The organism is Pseudomonas sp. zfem003 (genome assembly GCF_032621675.1).
GTDB classification, from domain to species: Bacteria; Pseudomonadota; Gammaproteobacteria; order Pseudomonadales; family Pseudomonadaceae; genus Metapseudomonas; species Metapseudomonas otitidis.
Genome location: NZ_JAVYJG010000004.1, coordinates 224656 through 243695, shown reverse-complemented (window position 1 = coordinate 243695; position 19040 = coordinate 224656). Strand labels below are relative to the sequence as shown.

The 19040-nt window shown below is 67.3% G+C and carries 18 protein-coding genes; 5 read left to right on the top strand and 13 right to left on the bottom strand.

Going from position 1 to position 19040, the window contains the following annotated elements; genetic code table 11:
• The first annotated feature begins 60 nt into the window (after positions 1–60).
• The 3 genes from RTK35_RS10240 (at position 61) to RTK35_RS10230 (ending at position 4890) form a co-directional block, all read left to right on the top strand.
• Positions 61–582 (top strand): RNA polymerase sigma factor, encoded by a 522-nt coding sequence (locus tag RTK35_RS10240; RefSeq protein WP_279801826.1) that lies wholly within the window; start codon positions 61–63, stop codon positions 580–582.
• On the top strand, positions 579–1604 hold the full coding sequence (locus RTK35_RS10235) for a FecR family protein (protein WP_410478644.1): 1026 nt from the start codon (positions 579–581) through the stop codon (positions 1602–1604). The genes RTK35_RS10240 and RTK35_RS10235 overlap by 4 nt, the downstream gene beginning before the upstream one ends.
• Before the next feature lie 691 nt (positions 1605–2295).
• Positions 2296–4890: a TonB-dependent receptor gene (locus RTK35_RS10230; RefSeq protein ID WP_316907915.1), complete on the top strand. Its 2595-nt coding sequence runs from the start codon at positions 2296–2298 to the stop codon at positions 4888–4890.
• Between the two features lie 73 nt (positions 4891–4963).
• Here the strand turns inward: RTK35_RS10230 and RTK35_RS10225 are convergent, their stop codons facing one another.
• From RTK35_RS10225 to RTK35_RS10210, 4 genes are read right to left on the bottom strand one after another with little or no spacing between them, the layout of a single operon-like run.
• Positions 4964–6607 carry an EAL domain-containing protein gene (locus tag RTK35_RS10225; RefSeq protein ID WP_316907914.1) on the bottom strand — a complete coding sequence of 548 codons (1644 nt, stop codon included), beginning with the start codon at positions 6605–6607 and terminating at the stop codon, positions 4964–4966.
• On the bottom strand, positions 6607–7149 hold the full coding sequence (locus tag RTK35_RS10220; protein ID WP_044399431.1) for a response regulator: 543 nt from the start codon (positions 7147–7149) through the stop codon (positions 6607–6609). Before RTK35_RS10220 ends, RTK35_RS10225 begins: the two co-directional genes overlap by 1 nt.
• A gap of 4 nt (positions 7150–7153) precedes the next feature.
• Entirely contained in the window at positions 7154–8503 is a 1350-nt protein-coding gene (locus RTK35_RS10215) for an HD domain-containing phosphohydrolase (protein WP_208275782.1), read from the bottom strand.
• Positions 8496–9782 (bottom strand): ATP-binding protein, encoded by a 1287-nt coding sequence (locus tag RTK35_RS10210; protein ID WP_236214549.1) that lies wholly within the window; start codon positions 9780–9782, stop codon positions 8496–8498. The genes RTK35_RS10215 and RTK35_RS10210 overlap by 8 nt, the downstream gene beginning before the upstream one ends.
• 120 nt (positions 9783–9902) lie before the next feature.
• Here RTK35_RS10210 and RTK35_RS10205 point away from each other — a divergent pair, with 120 nt between their 5' ends.
• Positions 9903–10580: a DUF6901 family protein gene (locus RTK35_RS10205; RefSeq protein WP_172433844.1), complete on the top strand. Its 678-nt coding sequence runs from the start codon at positions 9903–9905 to the stop codon at positions 10578–10580.
• Here RTK35_RS10205 and RTK35_RS10200 read toward each other — a convergent pair.
• From RTK35_RS10200 to RTK35_RS10180, 5 genes are all read right to left on the bottom strand, one after another.
• Positions 10565–11899 (bottom strand): ATP-binding protein, encoded by a 1335-nt coding sequence (locus RTK35_RS10200; RefSeq protein ID WP_044399442.1) that lies wholly within the window; start codon positions 11897–11899, stop codon positions 10565–10567. The two genes, RTK35_RS10205 and RTK35_RS10200, sit on opposite strands and share 16 nt — an antisense overlap.
• A 1-nt stretch (position 11900) precedes the next feature.
• On the bottom strand, positions 11901–12503 hold the full coding sequence (locus RTK35_RS10195; protein WP_139233677.1) for a chemotaxis protein CheC: 603 nt from the start codon (positions 12501–12503) through the stop codon (positions 11901–11903).
• Positions 12503–12862: a response regulator gene (locus tag RTK35_RS10190; protein ID WP_074972160.1), complete on the bottom strand. Its 360-nt coding sequence runs from the start codon at positions 12860–12862 to the stop codon at positions 12503–12505. Before RTK35_RS10190 ends, RTK35_RS10195 begins: the two co-directional genes overlap by 1 nt.
• 144 nt (positions 12863–13006) lie before the next feature.
• The gene (locus tag RTK35_RS10185) at positions 13007–13396 is read right to left on the bottom strand and encodes a nuclear transport factor 2 family protein (RefSeq protein ID WP_074972158.1); all 390 of its coding nucleotides are present in this window, start codon (positions 13394–13396) and stop codon (positions 13007–13009) included.
• Between the two features lie 10 nt (positions 13397–13406).
• A complete protein-coding gene (locus RTK35_RS10180) occupies positions 13407–14108 on the bottom strand; it encodes a DsbA family protein (RefSeq protein WP_172433845.1) in 702 nt (233 codons plus the stop codon).
• Positions 14109–14340: 232 nt separating this feature from the next.
• Here RTK35_RS10180 and RTK35_RS10175 point away from each other — a divergent pair, with 232 nt between their 5' ends.
• Entirely contained in the window at positions 14341–14895 is a 555-nt protein-coding gene (locus RTK35_RS10175) for a hypothetical protein (protein ID WP_044399465.1), read from the top strand.
• Positions 14896–14965: 70 nt separating this feature from the next.
• Here RTK35_RS10175 and RTK35_RS10170 read toward each other — a convergent pair whose 3' ends face one another.
• From RTK35_RS10170 to RTK35_RS10155, 4 genes are all read right to left on the bottom strand, one after another.
• On the bottom strand, positions 14966–15274 hold the full coding sequence (locus tag RTK35_RS10170; RefSeq protein WP_044399468.1) for a DUF2892 domain-containing protein: 309 nt from the start codon (positions 15272–15274) through the stop codon (positions 14966–14968).
• 131 nt (positions 15275–15405) lie between these two features.
• Positions 15406–15657 (bottom strand): hypothetical protein, encoded by a 252-nt coding sequence (locus tag RTK35_RS10165; RefSeq protein WP_172433846.1) that lies wholly within the window; start codon positions 15655–15657, stop codon positions 15406–15408.
• A gap of 151 nt (positions 15658–15808) precedes the next feature.
• On the bottom strand, positions 15809–17887 hold the full coding sequence (locus tag RTK35_RS10160) for an LTA synthase family protein (protein ID WP_410478643.1): 2079 nt from the start codon (positions 17885–17887) through the stop codon (positions 15809–15811).
• Positions 17888–18136: 249 nt separating this feature from the next.
• A complete protein-coding gene (locus tag RTK35_RS10155; RefSeq protein ID WP_172433848.1) occupies positions 18137–18853 on the bottom strand; it encodes a biotin/lipoate A/B protein ligase family protein in 717 nt (238 codons plus the stop codon).
• Positions 18854–19040: the final 187 nt, after the last annotated feature.

The following is a 19040-nucleotide window of genomic DNA, read 5'->3' as shown; positions in this document are numbered from 1 at the left end:
GCTACCCAACACAAATAAAAGCAATTATCATTTGCGACTTTCTGGTGGCCGGATGTCGCAGTGACCCCTTCCAACCTCGATGCCGTATTCCTCGCCCAGCGCATGCCGCTGTTGCGCACCCTGGCCCGCATGGTGAAGAGCCCCAGCGTGGCCGAGGACCTGGTGCAGGAAACCTACCTGCGGGTGGCGCGGACCCTCCACGAGCGGCCCATCGACCACCTGGAGCCGTTCCTCTTCCAGACCGGGCGCAACCTGGCCCTGGATCACCTGCGGCGCGTGCGCATGCAGTCACGGACGCTGCTGGAGGACGTGCCCGAGGCGGTGATCGAGGCCGTGGCGGCCCCCACCTCCTCCACCGAGGACAGCCTGCATGCCGAGCGCCTGCTGGAGCGCCTGGGCGACACCCTCGGCCAGTTGACGCCCCGCCAGCAGCGGATCTTCGTGCTCAGCCGCCTGCATGGCCTGAGCTACGGCGAGATCGCCGAGCAGCTCGGCGTCTCGCCCAGCACGGTGCAGAAGGAACTGAAACTGATCATGACCCTCTGCCTCACCCTGATGAGCCGGCTGGACCCGCCCGCATGACGGGGTTTCGCTCCTGCCCGGGTTCGACAAGAATAGGCGCCCCCCGCCCCGAGGACGCGCCCGTGCCCGACGATCACCGCCCTGCTTCCGATGCCCACCCACCGGTGGACCCGGCCTGCCTGGGCGAGGCGCTGGACTGGCTGATCCTGCTGGAGGAAGCCGACGACGCGTGCCGCCAGCGCTTCGAGTGCTGGCGTACGCAATCCCCCGAGCACGCCCGCGCCTTCGAGGCCGCGCGGCGGATGTGGAACGCCCCGCTGCTCGGTGAAGCCGCTGCCCGTCTGGAACCCACCCTCGCCCGTCCCCGCTCCGGCCGCCGGCTGCGTCCGCTGTGGGGTTTGGCAGCCGCGGTGCTGCTGGCGGTGGGCGTGGGTTTTCACAACGAGCTGGTCTTGCGCGTGCAGGCCGACCACCTGACCGCCACCGGCCAGCGCCAGACCGTGGAGCTGGCCGACGGCTCGCGGGTACTGCTCAACACCCGTACGGCCTTCGCCGCCGACATCGACCCGACCCAGCGCAGCGCACGCCTGCTGCAGGGCGAGGCCTATTTCAACGTGGCCCGGGACCCCAGCCGCCCGTTCGAGGTGGAAGCCGGCCCCGTGAGCCTGTCGGTACGCGACACCACGTTCGCCGTGCGCTACCTGGGGGACGAAGCCGAGGTCAGCGTGGAACGCGGCGAGCTGGACCTGCGCTCCCGCCGCAGCGATGCGCGCATGAGCCTCGCCGCTGGCGACAGCGTGCGCATCGGCCCAGATGGCTTCAGTGATCGGCGCCGCCTGACAGCCGAGGACCTGGCCTGGGTGCGTGGTCGCCTGGTGTTCCAGGACTGCCCGCTGCGTGAGGTGCTGGCGGAGCTGCGGCGCTACTACCCCGGCTGGATCATCAACACCGACGAGCGCCTGGGCGAACGCGCGGTGACCGGCAACTACCGCCTCGACGACCCCATCGCCGTGGTCCGCGCCCTGGCGGACATCACCGCCGCACGCCTGCACGAGTACCCCGCGCTGGTGGTCATCGACTGATCCCGGCGCCCTGCCGCCCTTCTCCACACCACATGACTGTCTCGGATGCGGGCCCCTGCGCGCTTGCTGGCGGCACGGGCCGGGTGTCTTGCGCGCGGATTCCCCGGGCTGAAGCCCGGGCTACGTTGGAGCCTGCGTGGGAAGTTTCATGTCCATTTGCCGTAGCGAGGCGAGGTCGATAGGGCTTCTGATTTCTCATCACGGCAAAGGTGATTCTTGCCAGGACGTAGGGGGAGGCCGCGCTTCATCGGTCCACCCTGCGGGGTCTCGGCGAACGCAATTGGTGGATGGAAAAAGCACCATCAACCCTACGCCCCGACCGGCGACACGCCAGTCTGGGGGCAGGGTCATCCGCGCAGAGCCAATGGCGCGCTGCCTTTTGTGTGAAGCCCGTAGGATGCGGTGAGCCCGGCGAACCGCATCGATGCCCCGTACGTGGCAGCCATGCAGGGAATGTCCCAACCCACCTGGCGGCACCCGGTGGGAGCGGATTGATCCGCGATGCGCCAGCGGCGCGGCTGCCGTTTCCGGGAAGTCGCTCAGGCCCGTTCCAGGCGCGGGACGGCTCTGCGGCAAAGCCGGCTGAAAGTTTTTTTACGCGATTGCGGCGGGACGTTCGTCTGGTCAGATGCCAATGCAACTGATTCGCATTAGATGCGCATCATCAGACGGACCGAAGAGAGCCGAACCCATGACCACGCGTTCCACCTCCCCCGCCCTGCGTCGCCTCGCCCACCCTGCCAGCCTCTCGCTGCTGGCCCTGTCCATCGCTCTGGGCAGCGCACCCGCCAGCGCCCAAGGCGCTGCGCCTCAGGCAACCGGCCAACTGGCCAGCCAGGGCGGCTACAGCTTTACCATCGCCCGCCAGCCCCTGGTGGATGCGCTCAATGCCTTCAGCGCCACCAGTGGCTGGCAGGTGGGGCTCTCGGCGGACCTGGCCAGCGGCCTCCAGTCCCCGGGCGTCAACGGCCGGCTGCCGGCCGAACAGGCCCTGAAGCGCCTGCTCAACGGCACCGGGCTGGACTACAAGCTGGTGGGCGAACGCAGCGTGGTGCTGCTCAAGACCGCGACCCCGGGCCTGGCCATGGAACTGCAACCCCTGGCCGTGACCGCCACCCGCCAGGAGCAGCGTGCCAGCGAGGTGCCCGCCAGCGTCAGCGTGGCCAGCCGCGAGCAGCTGGACCGCCGCAACGTCAACAGCATCAAGGACCTGGTGCGTGGCGAGCCCGGCGTCTCGGTAGGCGGCGCCGGCCAGCGTGCCGGCATCACCGGCTACAACATCCGTGGCATCGACGGTGACCGGGTGCTGACCCAGGTGGACGGTGTCGAGGTGCCCAACAGCTTCTTCTACGGCCCCTACGCACAGACCCACCGCAATTACGTGGACCCGGAGATCGTCAAGCGCGTGGAGATCCTCCGGGGCCCGGCCTCGGCCCTGTACGGCAGCAACGCCATCGGTGGTGCGGTGAGCTACTTCACCCTGGACGCCGACGACATCATCAAGCCCGGCCGCGACACCGGCGCCCGCCTGAAGACCGGCTACAGCTCCGCCGACGACAGCTGGCTCACCTCCGGCACCGTCGCCGGCCGTCACGAGCAGTTCGACGCCCTGCTGCATCTCTCCCAGCGCAACGGCCACGAGACCGAGTCCTACGGCGGCCATGGCGGCACCGGCCTGGGCCGCACCGAAGCCAACCCGGAAGACGTGCGCACCACCAACCTGCTGGCCAAGCTGGGCTGGAACTACAACGACACCGACCGCCTTCAGCTGACCTACGAGAAGTACAAGGACGACCGCGACACCAACCAGCTCAGCGCCGTGGGCGGGCCGTTCATCGGCAACAACGCCTTCAACTGGTACCGCTCCCGGACAGGCAACGACACCATCACCCGCGAGCGCTTCGGCCTGGAGCACACCCTGGCCCTGGACAGCCTGCTGGCGGACAACCTGAAGTGGAGCCTCAACTACCAACTGGCCAAGACCGACCAGAGCACTGAAGAGCATTACGTACCAACAGGCTTCAGTTCGCGTGACGTGATGCGCTACCGGGAGACCACCTACAAGGACCGCCTCTGGGTGCTCGATGCGCAGTTCGACAAGGCCTTCTCCCTGGGCGAGACCGAGCACCTGCTGACCTACGGTGCCAGCCTCAAGCGCGAGGAAGTCACCGGCCTGCGCAGCGGCACCGCCGTGTGCGCCGCCTCGGTGGGCACCTGCACCAACCGCGTTGGCCAGATAAGCGCCAGTGACGTACTGGCTGCGCAGAGCGACTTCCCGGACCCGACCATCCAGACCTACGGCCTGTTCCTGCAGGACCAGATCCGCTGGAACCAGTGGACCTTCCTGCCGGGCCTGCGCTACGACTACACCCGCCTGAAGCCCGAGCTGACCAACGAGTTCCTCGCCACCATCAGCAACGCCAGCGTCACCGCCTTCAGCGACAAGGCCCAGACCTGGGACCGCGTCTCGCCCAAGTTCGGCGTCACCTATGAGTTCGACGAGCACTACACCGCGTTCGGCCAGTACGCCGAGGGCTTCCGCACGCCGAGCGCCAAGGCGCTCTACGGCCGCTTCGAGAACATCGCCGGCGGCTACGTGGTCGAGCCCAACCCCAACCTGGAGCCGGAGAAGAGCCGCGGCGTGGAAGCGGGCCTGCGCGGCCAGTTCGATGCCGGCAGCTTCGACGTGGCGGCCTTCTACAACGAGTACCGCGACTTCATCGACGAGAACGCCAGCGTCGCCACCAGCGGTACCACCTTCAAGAGCGTGAACATCGCCCACGCCAGCATCCGTGGCATCGAGGCCAAGGGCCGGCTGAACCTGGACGCCTTCGGTGCCCCGACCGGCCTTTACAGCCAGGCCTCCATCGCCTACGCCCGGGGCCGCGACGACGACACCGGCGCGGCGCTGAACAGCGTCAACCCGCTGACCGGCGTGTTCGGCCTGGGCTACGAGCAGGACACCTACGGGACCCTGCTGAGCTGGACCCTGGTCAAGCGCAAGACCCGCATCGACCAGGGCGACTTCAACGCCCCGGATGGCCGCAGCAGCCAGTTCAAGACCCCGGGCTTCGGCGTGCTCGACCTGACCGGCTACTACAAGCTGACCGACGACCTGACGGTGAACGCGGGCCTCTACAACCTCACCGACAAGAAGTACTGGCTGTGGGATGACGTGCGGGGCTACGACGGTGTCGGCGAGGCCGGCGTGACCAGCCCGGCCAACCTCGATCGGCTGACCCAGCCGGGGCGTAATTTCGCGGTCAATCTGGTGTGGGATATCTGAGCAACCGCTCGACACGACAAAGGGGCCCAAGGGCCCCTTTTTTCAGCGCGGCATCCATGCTGCTCTTCCCCCTTTACTGCAACGCCAACTCCACCGCCTGTACCAGGTGGGCGTCGTTCCAGGGCTTGCTGATGAAGCGACAGACCGCGCTCTGGCTGATGGCCTGCATCAGCGTCTGGGCGTCGTTGTGGCCGGTGAGGAGAATGCGCCGGCACGCCGGGTAGAGCTGGCGCGCGCGGCTGAGCAGTTCCACCCCGGTGATGCCCGGCATGGCGTGGTCGGAGATGATCACCTGCACGGGCTGGCTGGCCAGCAGGGCGAAGGCTTCCTCGGCGTTGCCGGCGCACAGCACGTTCCAGCCACGACCCCGCAATACGCGGCGCAGGGCGCCGTGCACGGCCGGTTCGTCGTCCACCAGCAGCAGCGTGGGGGCGTCGGGGTGGTCGGCGCAGGCCGGTTGGGGGAACCAGCGCCGTGCCTGGCCGCGCCAGGGCACGACGGCGTCCAGGGGCATCGGCCGGGCGGCGAAGTAGCCCTGCCACTGGTTGCAGCGCAGGCTCTGCAGCAGGCGCATCTGGGTTTCCTGCTCCACACCTTCGCAGAGCACTTCCACGGACAGGTGCTGGAGCATGGCCATCATTGCGCGGAACAAGGCCAGGGCGTGGGCGTCCTCGCCGGTGCCACTGAGGAAGCACCGGTCCACCTTGACCCGGTCCACCGGCAGGGTCTGGAGGTAGCCGAGGTTGCAGAAGCCGGTGCCGAAGTCGTCCAGGGCCAGGCGTACGCCAAGGCGACGCAGGCCGGCCAGTTGCTCGCGCACCAGGGCTTCGTCGTCCAGCAGGCAGGACTCGGTGATCTCCAGCTCCAGCCGCGAGGCCTCCAGGCCGTGGCGCTGCAGGGTGCGCTGGACGAAACCCACCAGTTGACGGTCCCGCAGTTGGGAGGGCGACAGGTTCACCGCGAGGGTGGCGTGCTTCTCCGCCAGCAGCGCGCGGGCATCGGCGATGGCGCGGCCCAGCACCCATTGCCCGAGCCCCACCATCAGCCCCAGCCGCTCCGCCACCGGGATGAATTTGTCCGGCCCCAGCAGGCCGCGGGTGGGGTGCTGCCAGCGCACCAGGGCTTCGTAGCCGCATATTTCGCCGGTCTGGCAATGGATCTGTGGCTGGTAGTGCAGTACCAGCTGCTCTTCCCGCAGGGCGGCGCGCAGTTGGCCGCAGAGTTCGGCCTCGCGTCGGGCGGCCACCAGGCGGGCTTCGTCGAGGTAGCGGTAGCGCCCGCCGCCTTCGCGGCGCGCTTCGCGCTGGGCCAGCTCGGTGCGGCTGTAGAGGCTGGCGAAGGTGCGGTCGCGTACCCAGGCCACCGCCAGGCCGACGCTGGCACGCAGGTGGAACACCTGCCCGGCCAGTTCCAGCGGTGCTTCCACCAGGGCGCAGAGGGAGGCGCCGAGGCGGTCGGGGGTGTCGCGGCCATCCGGCACGCCCAGCAGGAAGCTGTCCGGGCCGTTGCGCCACAGCCATTCGCCGTCACGCAGGGCCTCTCGCAGGCGGTCCTCGAGGTGCAGCATCACCAGGTCGCCGGTTTCCAGGCCGTGGTGGGCGTTGAGGATGTGGAAGTCGTCGAGGTCGATCAATGCCAGCAAGGCACCCGGGGCGCAGGGTCCCTGGGCGGCAATCCTGTCCGCCAGGGAGGCGGAAGCAGGGGTTTGGATGTCCATCAGCGAGGCTCCGGTTCGCTCTCGTCCTCGAGCAGGATGGCGCCGTCCTCGCTCCGGGCGACGGCGAAGATCTCGGGGTGTTCCTGGCGCATCTTCCGCAGGTGCGCCTCGTGGGCGTCGATGGCGTGTTGCTGTTGCCTGACCCGTTCGAGCAGCGCCTTGCGCTCGACCTGGCTGTGCTGCAGTTCGAGGCAGGTGTGCAGGGTGCTGCGCAGCTCGTAGGCGTCCCAGGGCTTGGAGATGAAGCGGTAGACCTCGGCCCGGTTGATGGCGCGCACCAGCGTTTCGCGGTCGCTGTCGCCGCTGAGCAGCAGGCGCAGGGCGTCGGGCTGCAGCTGCTTGGCGAACTGGAGGAAGGCGATGCCGTCCAGCTCGGGCATGCGCAGGTCGGAGAGGATCAGCTCGTAGGTGTTCTGCGACAACGCCTCCAGGGCTACCTGGGGGTCGGTGAAGGCGTCGAGTTGCCAGCCCTCTCCGCGCAGTTCGCGGCAGATGGCATTGACCACGGCGGGCTCGTCATCCAGCAGCAGCAATCTGGACATGGCATCACTCCAGGTGAGCGCGGGGCTTGGCCGCTTCAGGCTCACGGACGAACAAGGTGTAGGAAGCCGATTCGATGCCTTCGAAGGCAATCAGCTTGCGGATCAGCAGGTCCGAGAGGACCTTGCCTTCGTTGAGCAGCAACATGCCGTTGTCGGCGTGGAGGTTGCGCGCCAGCACCATGCCGGGCTCCAGATGCCGGGTGTCCACCGCCCGCACGCCTGGGTCGCCGATGGTGACGTCGGGCATGACCGTGGAGCAGATGGTGACGAAGCGCTCCACCAGTTCCGGGTCGTAGAGCCGCTCGGCGTACTTGCGGATGAACAGCAGGGCTTCGTCGCGATTGAGGCGGCGCTCCAGCACCAGGCCGCATTGCAGTTCGACGAAGTCCACCGCCAGCTTGAGCATGCGCGAGCCCAGGGGGATGTCGTTGCCCCGCAGGTGGTCGGGGAAGCCGGAGCCGTCCCAGCGCTCCTGGTGGTGGCGGATCAGGCGGGCGGCGTCGTGCAGCGGCTCCAGGGCCATCAGCACCGATTCGCTCTGAGAGGGGTAGCGCCGGTAGAGGTCACGGTCCTTGCTGTGCATCAGGTCCGAGGGGCCGGTGATCAGCGCATCCGGCAGGCTCAGCTTGCCGATGTTGTAGAGGGCGGCGGCCATGCTCAGGTCGCGGGCCTGGTCCTCGGGCATGCCGAGGTCGGCGGCGAAGGCGCGGATCAGGGCGATGATCTGCTGGTTGGTCTGCTTCTCCCGGGGCAGGCGCTGGTTGACCAGCAGGGAGAACACTTCGGTGCTGAGCACGTAGCTGCGGCGCAGCTCCTCGTAGGCGAGGTCGAGCATGTCGGCCGTCTGCTGCAGCTCGGCGGTGCGTGCTTGGACGCGCTTCTCGAGGTTGTCGTTGAGGTTCTTGAGCTGCTGGTTCTGCTCCTGGGTCAGTCGCTGCAGGCGCTCGCGCTCGCGCTCGGCGAACTGGTAGGCCAGGGCCTGGCGGATGGTCAGCAGCAGTTCTTCATCGTTCCAGGGCTTGCTCAGGTAGCGGTAGATCTGCCCTTCGTTGATGGCGGTGATGATGGTGTTGATGTCGGCGTAGCCGGTGAGCAGCACGCTCATGCAGCCCGGGTCGCGCTTGTGGATCTCGGCCAGCAGCGTGGCGCCGTCCATGCCGGGCATGCGTGCGTCGGACACCACCAGGTCGATGGGCTGGGCCTCGAACAGTTGCAGTGCCTCGTCACCGCTGTGGGCCATGACCAGGTCGTAGGGCTGACCCCGGAGCAACCGTCGGAGGCTGTTGAGGATGTTCTCCTCGTCGTCGACGAGCATGACGCGCGGGCGCGGCAGGCTGTCTTGTACGTCAGTCATGGTGTGCTCCTCCACTGGTTTCTCCCTGGTGGATCGGCAGGCGGATACGGAAGGTCGAGCCCTGGCCCACCTCGCTGGTGACGGTGAGGCTGCCGCCGTGCTTCTCCACGATGCTGAACGATAGCGCGAGTCCCAGCCCGGTGCCCTTGCCGACGGGTTTGGTGGTGAAGAACGGGTCGAAGATCTGCATCAGCTGACTCTCGGGGATGCCGCAACCACTGTCGCTGACCTCGATCAGCACTTCGTCGCCGATGCGCTCGGTGTGGATGACGATGTGCCCGAAGCTCTCGATGGACTGGGCGGCGTTGACCAGCAGGTTCATCACCACCTGGTTGATCTGTGCGGGTATGCACTCCACCAACGGCAGGTCGCCGAAGTCGCACACCACCTCAGCCTTGTACTTCACCTCGTTGTTGACCACGTTGAGGGTGCTGCGGATGCCCTCGTGCAGGTCGGCGGGCACGAAGCGCTCGTCCCCGCTGTGGGAGAAGTCGCGCAGCGAGGAGATGATGCGTTTGACCCGCTCCACGCCATCGGCGGACTCGCTCAGCAGCCCGTTGATGTCGTCGCGGATGAAGTCGTAGTCGAACTGGCTCTTCAAGCGCTCCAGCTCCAGACCGCCCCACTCGCTCATCTGGTCCACCAGTTGCAGCAGCTGATGCACGTAACCCACCAGGGTCTTGAGGTTGCTGGCGACGAAGCCCACCGGGTTGTTGATCTCGTGGGCCACACCGGCGGCGAGCTGGCCGATGGCGGCCATCTTCTCCGACTGCAGCAGCTGGCGGTTGGCGGCCTGCAGCTTGATGCTCAGCTCGTGCAGTTCACCATGCTTGCTGCGCAGTGCGATCAGGGCATGCTGCAACGCCGGATTGGCCGCCGCGCGGCTGCTGTCGAAGATCGCCAGGCCGTAGAGCGCCTCGCCGGGGTCGGACTCGATGCGGTACAGCAGGGTGGCCTGGAGCATCGGCAGCGGTGTCGGCTCGTCATCGTCCGGCTGGGTGCTGAGCAGGATCAGGTAGGGCTGGTCGTGCCAGATGGTCTGCACCGGCTGCCCACCCTGCCGGATCTGGTCGAAAAGACCGTGCCAGCGCGGCGTGTCGACTTCAGGAAAGGCCTCCACCAGGTGCATGCCGACGATGCCGGAGAGGTCACGCGAGCAGCGCTGGTGGATGAAGGGGTTGCAGTAGAGGACCCGTTGCGACCCGTCCAGCAGCAGGAAGCCGGCGGGGATCTGCTCCACCGCTGCGACCATCTGTTGCTGGAGAACCGTCGAGCTCATGGGAGAGCACCTGTTCACATCGGGCCTAAGCTGAGTATAGGCACGCGGATTGTAGATGATGGCAATTTGACGTCAGTCTACTGTCACTTCGTCGGAAACCGTTTCACGCCGGGAGGTCCCATGCACGCGACGAATTCCCTAGCGCACTACCACCTGACGTTCGAGGACGGTGCTGAAGTGTCGCTGGAGGCGCCCTCCCCCCAGCCGGACCCCGCCCCGGAATGGGCGCGGCTGGAGCATTGCCAGTGCCGCAACTGCCCCCTGCGTGCCGAGGTCACCCCCTACTGCCCCTTCGCCCTGGCCCTGACGGGCCCCTTGCGTGTGCTGGAGGGAAGGCGCTCGTTCGACATGGTGAAAGTGAGCATAGACTGGCACGGCCGCCACCTGGAGCAGGTGACCTCACTGCAGCGGGTGCTCAGCTCGCTGATCGGCCTGATCGGTGCAACCTCGGGATGCCCGCGCACCCGGCTGCTGGCCCCGATGGCGCACTTCCACCAGCCCTTCAGCGGTGCTGGGGAGACCCTGTTCCGGGCCTTGGGCACCTATTTCATCGGGCAGTACCTGCGTCAGCGGCATGGATTGAGCGCGAACTACGACATCGACGGCCTGCTGGCGATGTACCGGGCCCTGCGCGAGGTGAACCTGGGATTGGCCGAGCGCCTGCGTTCCGCCAGTCGCGCGGAACAGAGCGTCAATGGCCTGGTCCTGCTGGATGTGCTGGCGGCCGAAACCCTGGAGAACCTGCAATCACCGGAGGAGATGCTGGGCGAGCTGTTCGCGCCCTACCTGGAGACCTGAGGCGAGGCCGGCAGCTCACCGGGCGGCTGGCGCACCGGTAGCACGACGCGGAAGCAGGCCCCGCCCTCGGCAGGCGACGTCACGCTGAGCGTGCCGTGGTGGCGCTCGATGATGTTGTAGGAAACCGACAACCCGAGCCCAGTGCCCTTCCCCACCGGCTTGGTGGTGAAGAAGGGTTCGAAGATGCGCCGCCGGAGGTCTTCCGGCACACCGGGTCCATCATCCTGGATGTCGATGAACACCGCGTCGCCCTGGGTGCCGGTGGTGAGGGTGATGGTGCCGTGATCGACGATGGCCTGGGCGGCATTGACGATCAGGTTGAGGAACACCTGATTGATCTGCGAGGCGATGCATTGCACCGGCGGCAGCTGGCCGTAGTGCTTGACCACCTTGGCCTTGAACTTGATCTCGTTCCAGATGACGTTCAGCGTGCTGTCCAGCCCATGGTGCAGGTCGGCCATCTGCCACTCGCCGTTGTCCACGTGGGAGAAATCCCGCAGGTCCTTGACGATGCGCTTGACCCGCTCCAGCCCATCGCAGGACTCGTTGAGCAGGATCGGCGTGTCCTCGCGCAGGAAGTCGTAGTCGGCGGCCTGCTTCAACGCCCGGCACTCGCTCACCAGGGCCGGATCGCCACAGGTCTCGATCTTCGCTTGCAAGCCGTCCACCAGCCCCATGAGCTGCTCCAGGTAACCGCGCAGGCTGTTGAGGTTGGAATAGACGAAGCCCACCGGGTTGTTGATCTCGTGGGCCACACCGGCGGCAAGCTGGCCGATGGCGGCCATCTTCTCCGATTGCAGCAGTTGCGCCTGGGCCTCTTCCAGGCGGCGGATCAACTGCGCCTGCTGCTCCTTCTCCACTTCCAGCAGGGCATTGAGGCGCTCCAGGTCCTGCTGGCGGGCGGCGGTGTCGGTGGCATCGGCAACGGTGATGCACACCGCCGCCGGTTCGCCCTGCTCGTTCTCCAAGGGGAAGAAGGTGCAGTTCTGGTACATGCTCGACAGCTGGCTGGTGATCGGCCGGGTGCCGCCGAAGGGGAACAGGTGCGGGCGCTGCTGCCAGGTGGTGAAGGCCAGGTTGCGCAGGGTCAGTACCCCGCGCACCTTCTGCCGCAACCAGCGCTCGGGCAGCTCGGGAAACAGCTCGAACAGCGAGCGTCCGACCGCATCCTCCGGCATGCGCCCACCGTGGATGACCATGAAGCGGTTCCAGAACAGCACGCGGCAATCCGCGTCCACCACCAGCACCCCCAGGTTGATGTTCTCCAGCACGGTTTCCAGCACCGAGGAGGACGGACCCGGGGAGCCTGGGGCGCTCATGTCACAGCTCACTCAGCAACCGGTCGATGACCGCCAGCACGCTGCCCACCGTCTCCTCGGCGATGCACAGCAGCAGGTCACAGCTGAATTCGCAGGCCTCGACCTCGAAGCGGATCTCCATGATCAGCGCCCGATGGTCCTGCAGGGACTTGGCGCCCAAGGCGTCCTGAAAGGACGCATGGCGAGAGAACACCGAGGGGGCGCCATAGCTCACCGGGATCTCGAACTGCTGCGCGAGGCTGTTGATGCAGGCGCCACTGAGGATGTTGGTGACATCCAGCATCAGCTCCTCGCGCTGCTGGGTGTCGTGCTCGTCATAGCCCATCAGGTCGGCGAGCTGGTCGGCACCGTGGCAGCCGAAGCAGACGAACGCCTCGCCGCGCATCTGCCCGAGAAAGGACTGGCGGGTGACGTCCACCACCTGGCAGCCGCCCAGCTCTTCCGGCACCTGGGCATCGCTGAGGCTGAAGGCGCTGTGGATGCGCGGCACCGAGAGCACCACAAAGGTGTCGGTCAAGCGTGCCAACTGGTCGGCGGCCTGTCCCATGGCCACGTTCATCAGCTCCTGCAGCGCGTCGCGCTGGTCCTCGGTGAGCATGTCCATTACACGACTCCGATTTCATGGAGAACAGCCTGCATCGCTTCGCTGGTGATCGGCTTCTTGATGAAGGCCGCCGCGCCGAGCTCCATCACCCGCTGCCGGGCCAGGGGCTGGATGTCGGCGCTGACCACGATGATGATGGCCTCCGCCTCGGACTTGCGCAGGTGCTCCAGGGTTTCGAAACCGTCCATCACCGGCATGGTCAGGTCGAGGAAGATGATCTCCGCCTGGCCGGCCTCGTAGGCGGCGAGCACTTCCTGGCCGTTGGCGGCCTGGCTCACCTCCTCCGTGAGCAGCTCGGGGAGGGCTTTGAGCACCAGCTTGCGGGAGAGGCTGGAATCATCGGCTATCAGGACTTTCATACACGTGCCTCCAGTGGAGAGAGGTCCCTGTGAGTGAGCGTAGTCCAGCGATGTCATTTTGATGGCGTCAATCGTCGGACGGTCAAACCCCTTGCTCGTGAATCCAAGTGTGGCCGGCTTCGACGAATGCGCCACCCCGAGGCGTCAGGCCATGGCCTGGGCCACCCGCAAGGTGTCGGTGAACTGCTCGAAGGCCGTGATGCGGCCGCCTTCGAGTTGCCAGTGGTGGGCCACACGCGCCGCCATGGCCTTGCCGGTGGTGCGGTGCACGCCCCGGTAGGTGCCGATGCCGACGATGCTGGCACCGCCATCCACCAGGGCATCCAGTTCGAAGCGGTAACCTTCCCAGTCCCGCGCCAGCACGCTGAACACCTGGGCCACCACCTCCTCTGGGCCGACCCAGGTGCCAGCACAGGGGAAGCCGTCCATCTCGGTCCAACGCACATTGGACGCGACCTCTGCCAGCATGCCGGCCAGGTCGCCGCGTGCCGAAGCCTCGTAGTGGTCGGCAATGATCTGCAGGTTGCTCTTCATCGTTCTCACCTCACACGCAACCGTCGAGCCCGCAGCTCGGGCCATCTACCGCCTCGGCGACCGAGGCAGCCCCCTGCGCCTGGAGACGCTGGGCCAGCCACGCACGCCACTGGGCCGGCTGGCCGAGGAAGGCCGAGGCATCCACCCGCTCGAAGCGGCCGTCCACTTCCAGCAGGAAGGACGGGAACCCGCTCAACCCATGGCGCGCCATCTGGCGACGGGTTTCGCTGATGTGCCCGGCCACGTCATGGGCCAGCGCCTGGTCGAGGGCGCTGCGGAACGCTTCCGGCTCCAGGCCGAGTTCAGCCGCCAGGGCCACCAGCACCGCCGCCTCGGCAATGCGTCGTCCCTCGCCGTAGTGGGCCACTTGCAGCCGCGCGAGCATGTCCAGGCCCTTGCCTGCCAGGGTGTCGGCCGCCAGCACGGCAGCGATGGCCGGCAGCGAGTCGAACACCGCCTCCGGGTCCCGCAGAAGCCCGTCCAGGTAGGCGTCGCCGAATACCTGGCCGGTCATCTGGGCGATGCGGCGGTCATGGGGCAGCACATGGCCCCGCCATTGCTCGCCGCCGTGCTGGCGGGCCGGGCCGGCGAGCATGCCGCCGCCGTGGGCGCGCACCGGCAGCACCGCGCGGGCAGCCGCCACCAGGGGCGCGGCGCCGTAGCACCAGCCGCAGAACGGGTCATGGAAGTAATGCAGGGTGGCAGTGGCCATGGGCACCTCCGAGATCGGGAAAGACGGCCTTCTGGCCGGGGTGCGCCACTGTATTGGCTCTGCTTCGGTAGATAAAACCCGAAAGGATCAAATGATTGTTGCAGCCACCGATCAGGTGCAGCCTCTGTTCCCGGTATCGGCGAGGCTGTCACAGCGCGTGCACCTGGCTGTCATGTGGCCGTCACAGGACTCGGGCAGATTCGCGTCTCACCATTACCGGGGAGGAACCGCAATGCCCAACACCAAGACCTTCATCCGCAGCTTCAGCCTGGCCCTGGTGGCCGCGGCGCTCGGCGCCTGCGCCACCCAGCCGGCCGCGCCGGCCAAGGTGGAGGCCCTGAACAACGAGGACTGGTACCAGATCCGTACCGAGAAGGAACTGTTCGTCTTCGACGACTACGCCACCTACCGCAACTACGTCGCCAACGGCGCCGCCCCCGTGCGCAAGGACACCGGCAAGCAGGACGGTTTCGGTCGCGAGATCATCCTGGTGCTCAAGGCCGAGGACCAGGGCAAGGAAGCCAAGACCAGCGCCCAGCGTTTCCTGGATGTCAGCCTGCCGCCGGCCCAGCCCTTCTACGGCGAGCTGCGCGACGAAGACGGCATCATCTACGTGTTCAGCCGCTACGGCGACATGATGGACATGTACAAGATCGGCGAGCCCACCTTCAGCTACGTCGACATCGGCGGCGGCCCCGATGGCCAGCGCGTGGTGTACGTGCTGATCAAGGAAGAGCCCAAGCCCGAGAAGCTGATCGCCCAGTTCCGCCGCAACTACGGCAAGTAAGCACCCGCCAGAGGTGTAACGGCAGCGCCCTGGCGCTGCCGTTTTCTTTTCCGGCCCTGGGGGGCCGCCATCACCCTTTCGCTTGTGCCTTCTCCCAGGCTGCCAGCTTGCCGGCGGCTTCCTCGATGCGAGCCCGCAGTGCCTCCAGCTCTGAATGGCGCTCGGCGATCACCCGCTTGACCGGGCAGTGACCGCTCAGGCCCCGCGCCAGCACCACGGAGCCCAGGGCGGCGCGCAACCAGCCTGCCGGCCCACCCCGGTGCACGCCGGAACCCAGCATGGCCACGCCGGTGCCGATGCAGAACATCCGCTCCCAGCCCTGCACGTTGCCGGCATCAGGGGTGGCGGTATCACGGGATTGCGGCTCGAAAGCGACCATGGTCGATCCTCCTGGCCCGGGCAAAGTCATGCCGGGCAGTTGTCCAGACAGGCAGCACCGGCGAATCCGGCGCCCTCCTTCTCAACGACCGCCCGAAGCCCGTTCCGGTTCAGGCAACGGGACGAAGCGCCTCAGCCGAGGCGCATGCCCTGGTCCAGGCTGCGGTCCACCAGCCAGCGGCCGTGGGCGATGGATGCGCGGCGGGCGCTGTCCTCCTCGGCCAGGAAGGCGGCATCGGCGGGGAGCGGAATGCGTCGGGTGCGGTGGCCGTCCGGCGCGGTGATGTGCACCCCGCCGGCCCAGGGGGTGGGAATGCCGGGGTGCTCGATCAGGTGGGCGGTGATCACATGGTCACGGTAGGTGCAGCGGTTGCTGGCGTTCATGGCGCGGCCTCCTCTGGAGCGGAAGGCCCGGTGGAGCCTTCCCGGTGGGTCCGGCGCCGGGTGGACGCCGGACCTTCACCTTAGGCCCGCCCGCGCGCTGAACGCGCGGCAACCGACGAAGCGCACAGGCAGGTCGTTTGGCAACGGCCGGCTAGCGCTTCGGGTCCTCCAGGCCGGCGGTATCGCCCTGCAGGCTCTTGGTGGCCACTTGCAGGAAGGCTTCCAGGCGCTCGCTCAGGGCCTTGACCGCTGCCGGGTCCTCGATGCGGCCGGTACTCTGGCCTTCGCTGTTGAGCTGATAGCGGAACAGCTGCGGCTCACCACCACGGGGCTGCATCAGCACGCGGTCGCCGCTGACGATGGCCACGGTCTGGTCGCTGCCGGAGGGCTTGATCACACCGAAGCCCTTGTCCTCCGGCGCCAGGCTGAGCAGGTCGCGGCCCCAGCACTGGTGGCGGGTCTCGCCCCCCAGCCGGCCCATGATGGTGGGCACGATGTCGATCTGGCTGCCCACCACGTCGGTGCGCGCGCCGAATTTCTCCTGGATGCCGGGGCCGATCAGCAGCAGCGGCACGTTGAAGCGGTACAGGTCGATATCGGTGAGCTGCTCGGGCGCGCCGAAACCATGGTCGCCCACCACCACGAACAGGGTGTCCTTGTAGTACGGCGACTGCTTGGCCTTCTCAAAGAACTGCCCCAGGGCCCAGTCGGAGTAACGCATGGCCGTCAGGTGCTCGTCATTGGAGCCGAAGCCGGTCACAGCCGGTACCGGCAGCGGGTTGGGCAGCGCATAGGGCGTGTGGTTGGAGAGGGTCTGCAGCAGCGCGTAGAAGGGCTTCTTGCCGTAGTTGTCACGCAGCTCCTGGGCGGCGCGGTCGAACATGTCCTGGTCGGAGGCGCCCCAGGTGGGGTCGAACACCACCGGGTTGACGAAGTCATTGCGCCCGATGAAGTTGCGCATGCCCTGGTTGCCGAAGAACCCCATCTGGTTGTCCCAGCCGAAATCACCGTTGTAGACGTAGAGGTCGTCGTACTGGCGGGCGCTCAGCAGCTGCGGCAGGCCGGTGAATTTGTGGGTCCCCTCCTGCTGCTCCATCAGGTATTCGTAGCCCGGCAGGTTGGGGAAGCAGGCCATGGTGGCGAACATGCCCTGGTGGGTGTGGGTGCCGTTGGAGAAGAAGCGGGTGAACAGCAGCCCTTCCTTGCTCAGGCGGTCGAAGTTCGGGGTGATGTCGCCCTTGCCGCCCAGCGCGCCGACATAGTGGCCGGCGAAGCTCTCCATCAGGATCACCACCACGTTGCGGATCGGCAGGGTGCGCTCGGCCTCGGGCGTCAGCACACGACGCACGGCAGCGGTGGCCGGGTCCACCAGGCGATCCTGCGGGGTCAGCAGCATCTCGCGCACCACCGAGAGCGCCTGCTCATCCGGCAGGGTGGCCTTCCAGACGTTCTCGTTGGTCACGGAGAAACGCGCCTGGGCGGCGTTGACCAGCATCAGCGTGCCGTTCAGGCCCAACTGGTTGGCGAAGGCCGAATCCGTGGTATTGGCATCCCCCCAGCGCAGCGGCGGGCCCTGGCGCAGGGTGCCACGGGCGGCGACCACGGCCAGCACCAGGCACAGGCCGAACACGCCGACACGTACGTACCAGGGCGCTACCCGGCTGCGCCCGCCCAGGCTGGGCGAGGCCTCAAGCGCGGCACCGGCGGGCCGGGTGGCGCGATCCAGGCGCTTGAACAGCCTGAACAGCAGCCAGGTCACCAAGGCCCACGCCAACAGATAACGCACCACCGGGAAGCCGTACCAGAGCATGCTCATCACGGTCTTCGGGTCCTGGCTCATGTACTGGAACACCAGGCTGTTCAGGCGCTGGTGGAACTCGCGGTAGAAGTCCAGTTCGAGGATGCCGAAGAACAGCGTCAGGCTGGCGAACACCGTCAGCCAGGCCAGGTGCAGCCGGCGCAGCGACATGGCCGTGACGAAGGGGATGGACAGCAGCAGCGGCGCCAGGGCGTAGATGGTCAGGCGCAGGTCGAAACGGAAGCCGTTGATGAAGGCCTCGACGAAGGTCGAGGCCGGGGTGCTGCCGATCAGTTCGCGGTTGTAGATCAGCAAGGCCCCGCGCAGCAGCGTGTAGAGAACCAGGAAGACCAGGCCGGAATAGACGGTGAAGGCCAGGTGACTGCGCAGCGTGGGGCGATACGGCCCGATCGGGCTACGGCTTGAACTCATGGGGGCGGTGTCCATCCATCGAGAGAATGCGAACGGGCCCGGCGGGTTGGGTGAAGGCGTCACGCGCAGTGGCTGGCAGGAACCCATGCGGCGCCGTCCTGGCGGTTGTAGCGGATGCTCCGAGCGGGTCCGGCACAGCGGCGGCGGGTGCGGCGCCTTCAGGCAGCCTGCAGTGCGGGCACTGGGGAGCGGCGATGATAGTGCCTACCCGGTGGGGGCTGGGAAGGCCCTGAAGCAACTTTTTTCACATCAGGCTTCCGGCAGGGCAACTCCGCCTTCCGCCAGCGTCCGCCGCATACCGGGCAACAAGGTCGACAGGGCATCCCAGGGACGCTCCAGCTGTTCGGCCAAACCCACGTGGCTTGCGGCCTCGCAGCGATCCGGCAGGCCACACCCCGCATAGAAGGCATTGACCACTGCCACCATCGCTTCACGCTCGTCCTCCACCAGCATCGCCCCATGCACCAGCACCACGTGGCGCCCGTCCTGGCTGCGGCGGCGCCAGCGCTGGGCCGTGCCCACCAGCTTGCGCGGGCCCAGCCGCACGTTGTAGCGCCCGTCGCAGAAGGCCCCGGGCACCTCGCCGATGCCCGGCTCCAGCCCCTGCCCCGCCAGCCAGTCACACAAGGGGCGGCACAGGCGCAGGTAGGCGGTCTCGATCCGGGTCAGCTCGCTCTCCCCGGTCGGCACCGCATAGGCCAGGGCGATGTTCAGCACGCCAGGTGACTGCGGCACCGGCTCGCCGCCGGTATCCCGCAGCGAGACCGGCCAGTCCAGCGCCTCGCAGCGCGCCCGCGCCACTTCGAAGCCCGGCAGACGACTCATGCGCGCGGGCATCACCAGGGCACGGTCCAACGGCCGCCAGAGCAGTACGCCCGCGTCCCGTTCCCCTCGGTGCACCTGCTCCAGCAGCGCACGCTCCGCTGCCAACCCCGCCTCCACGTCAAGCCGCCGCATCACGCCCATCCTCTACCTGGTTCGCATCGCATGCTACGCCGCCACGGCTCGCCTTGCCGGGCATTTGAATTCAAAAAAATTGCACTCAAGCTGCAATAACATTCATTGGCAGCGATGGATCACGCCCCCGTAGGATGCGCCCCGTTCGCCTCGTCGCGCTCCGGCGAGGCCACCGATCCCGCGCACGCAGTGGGAC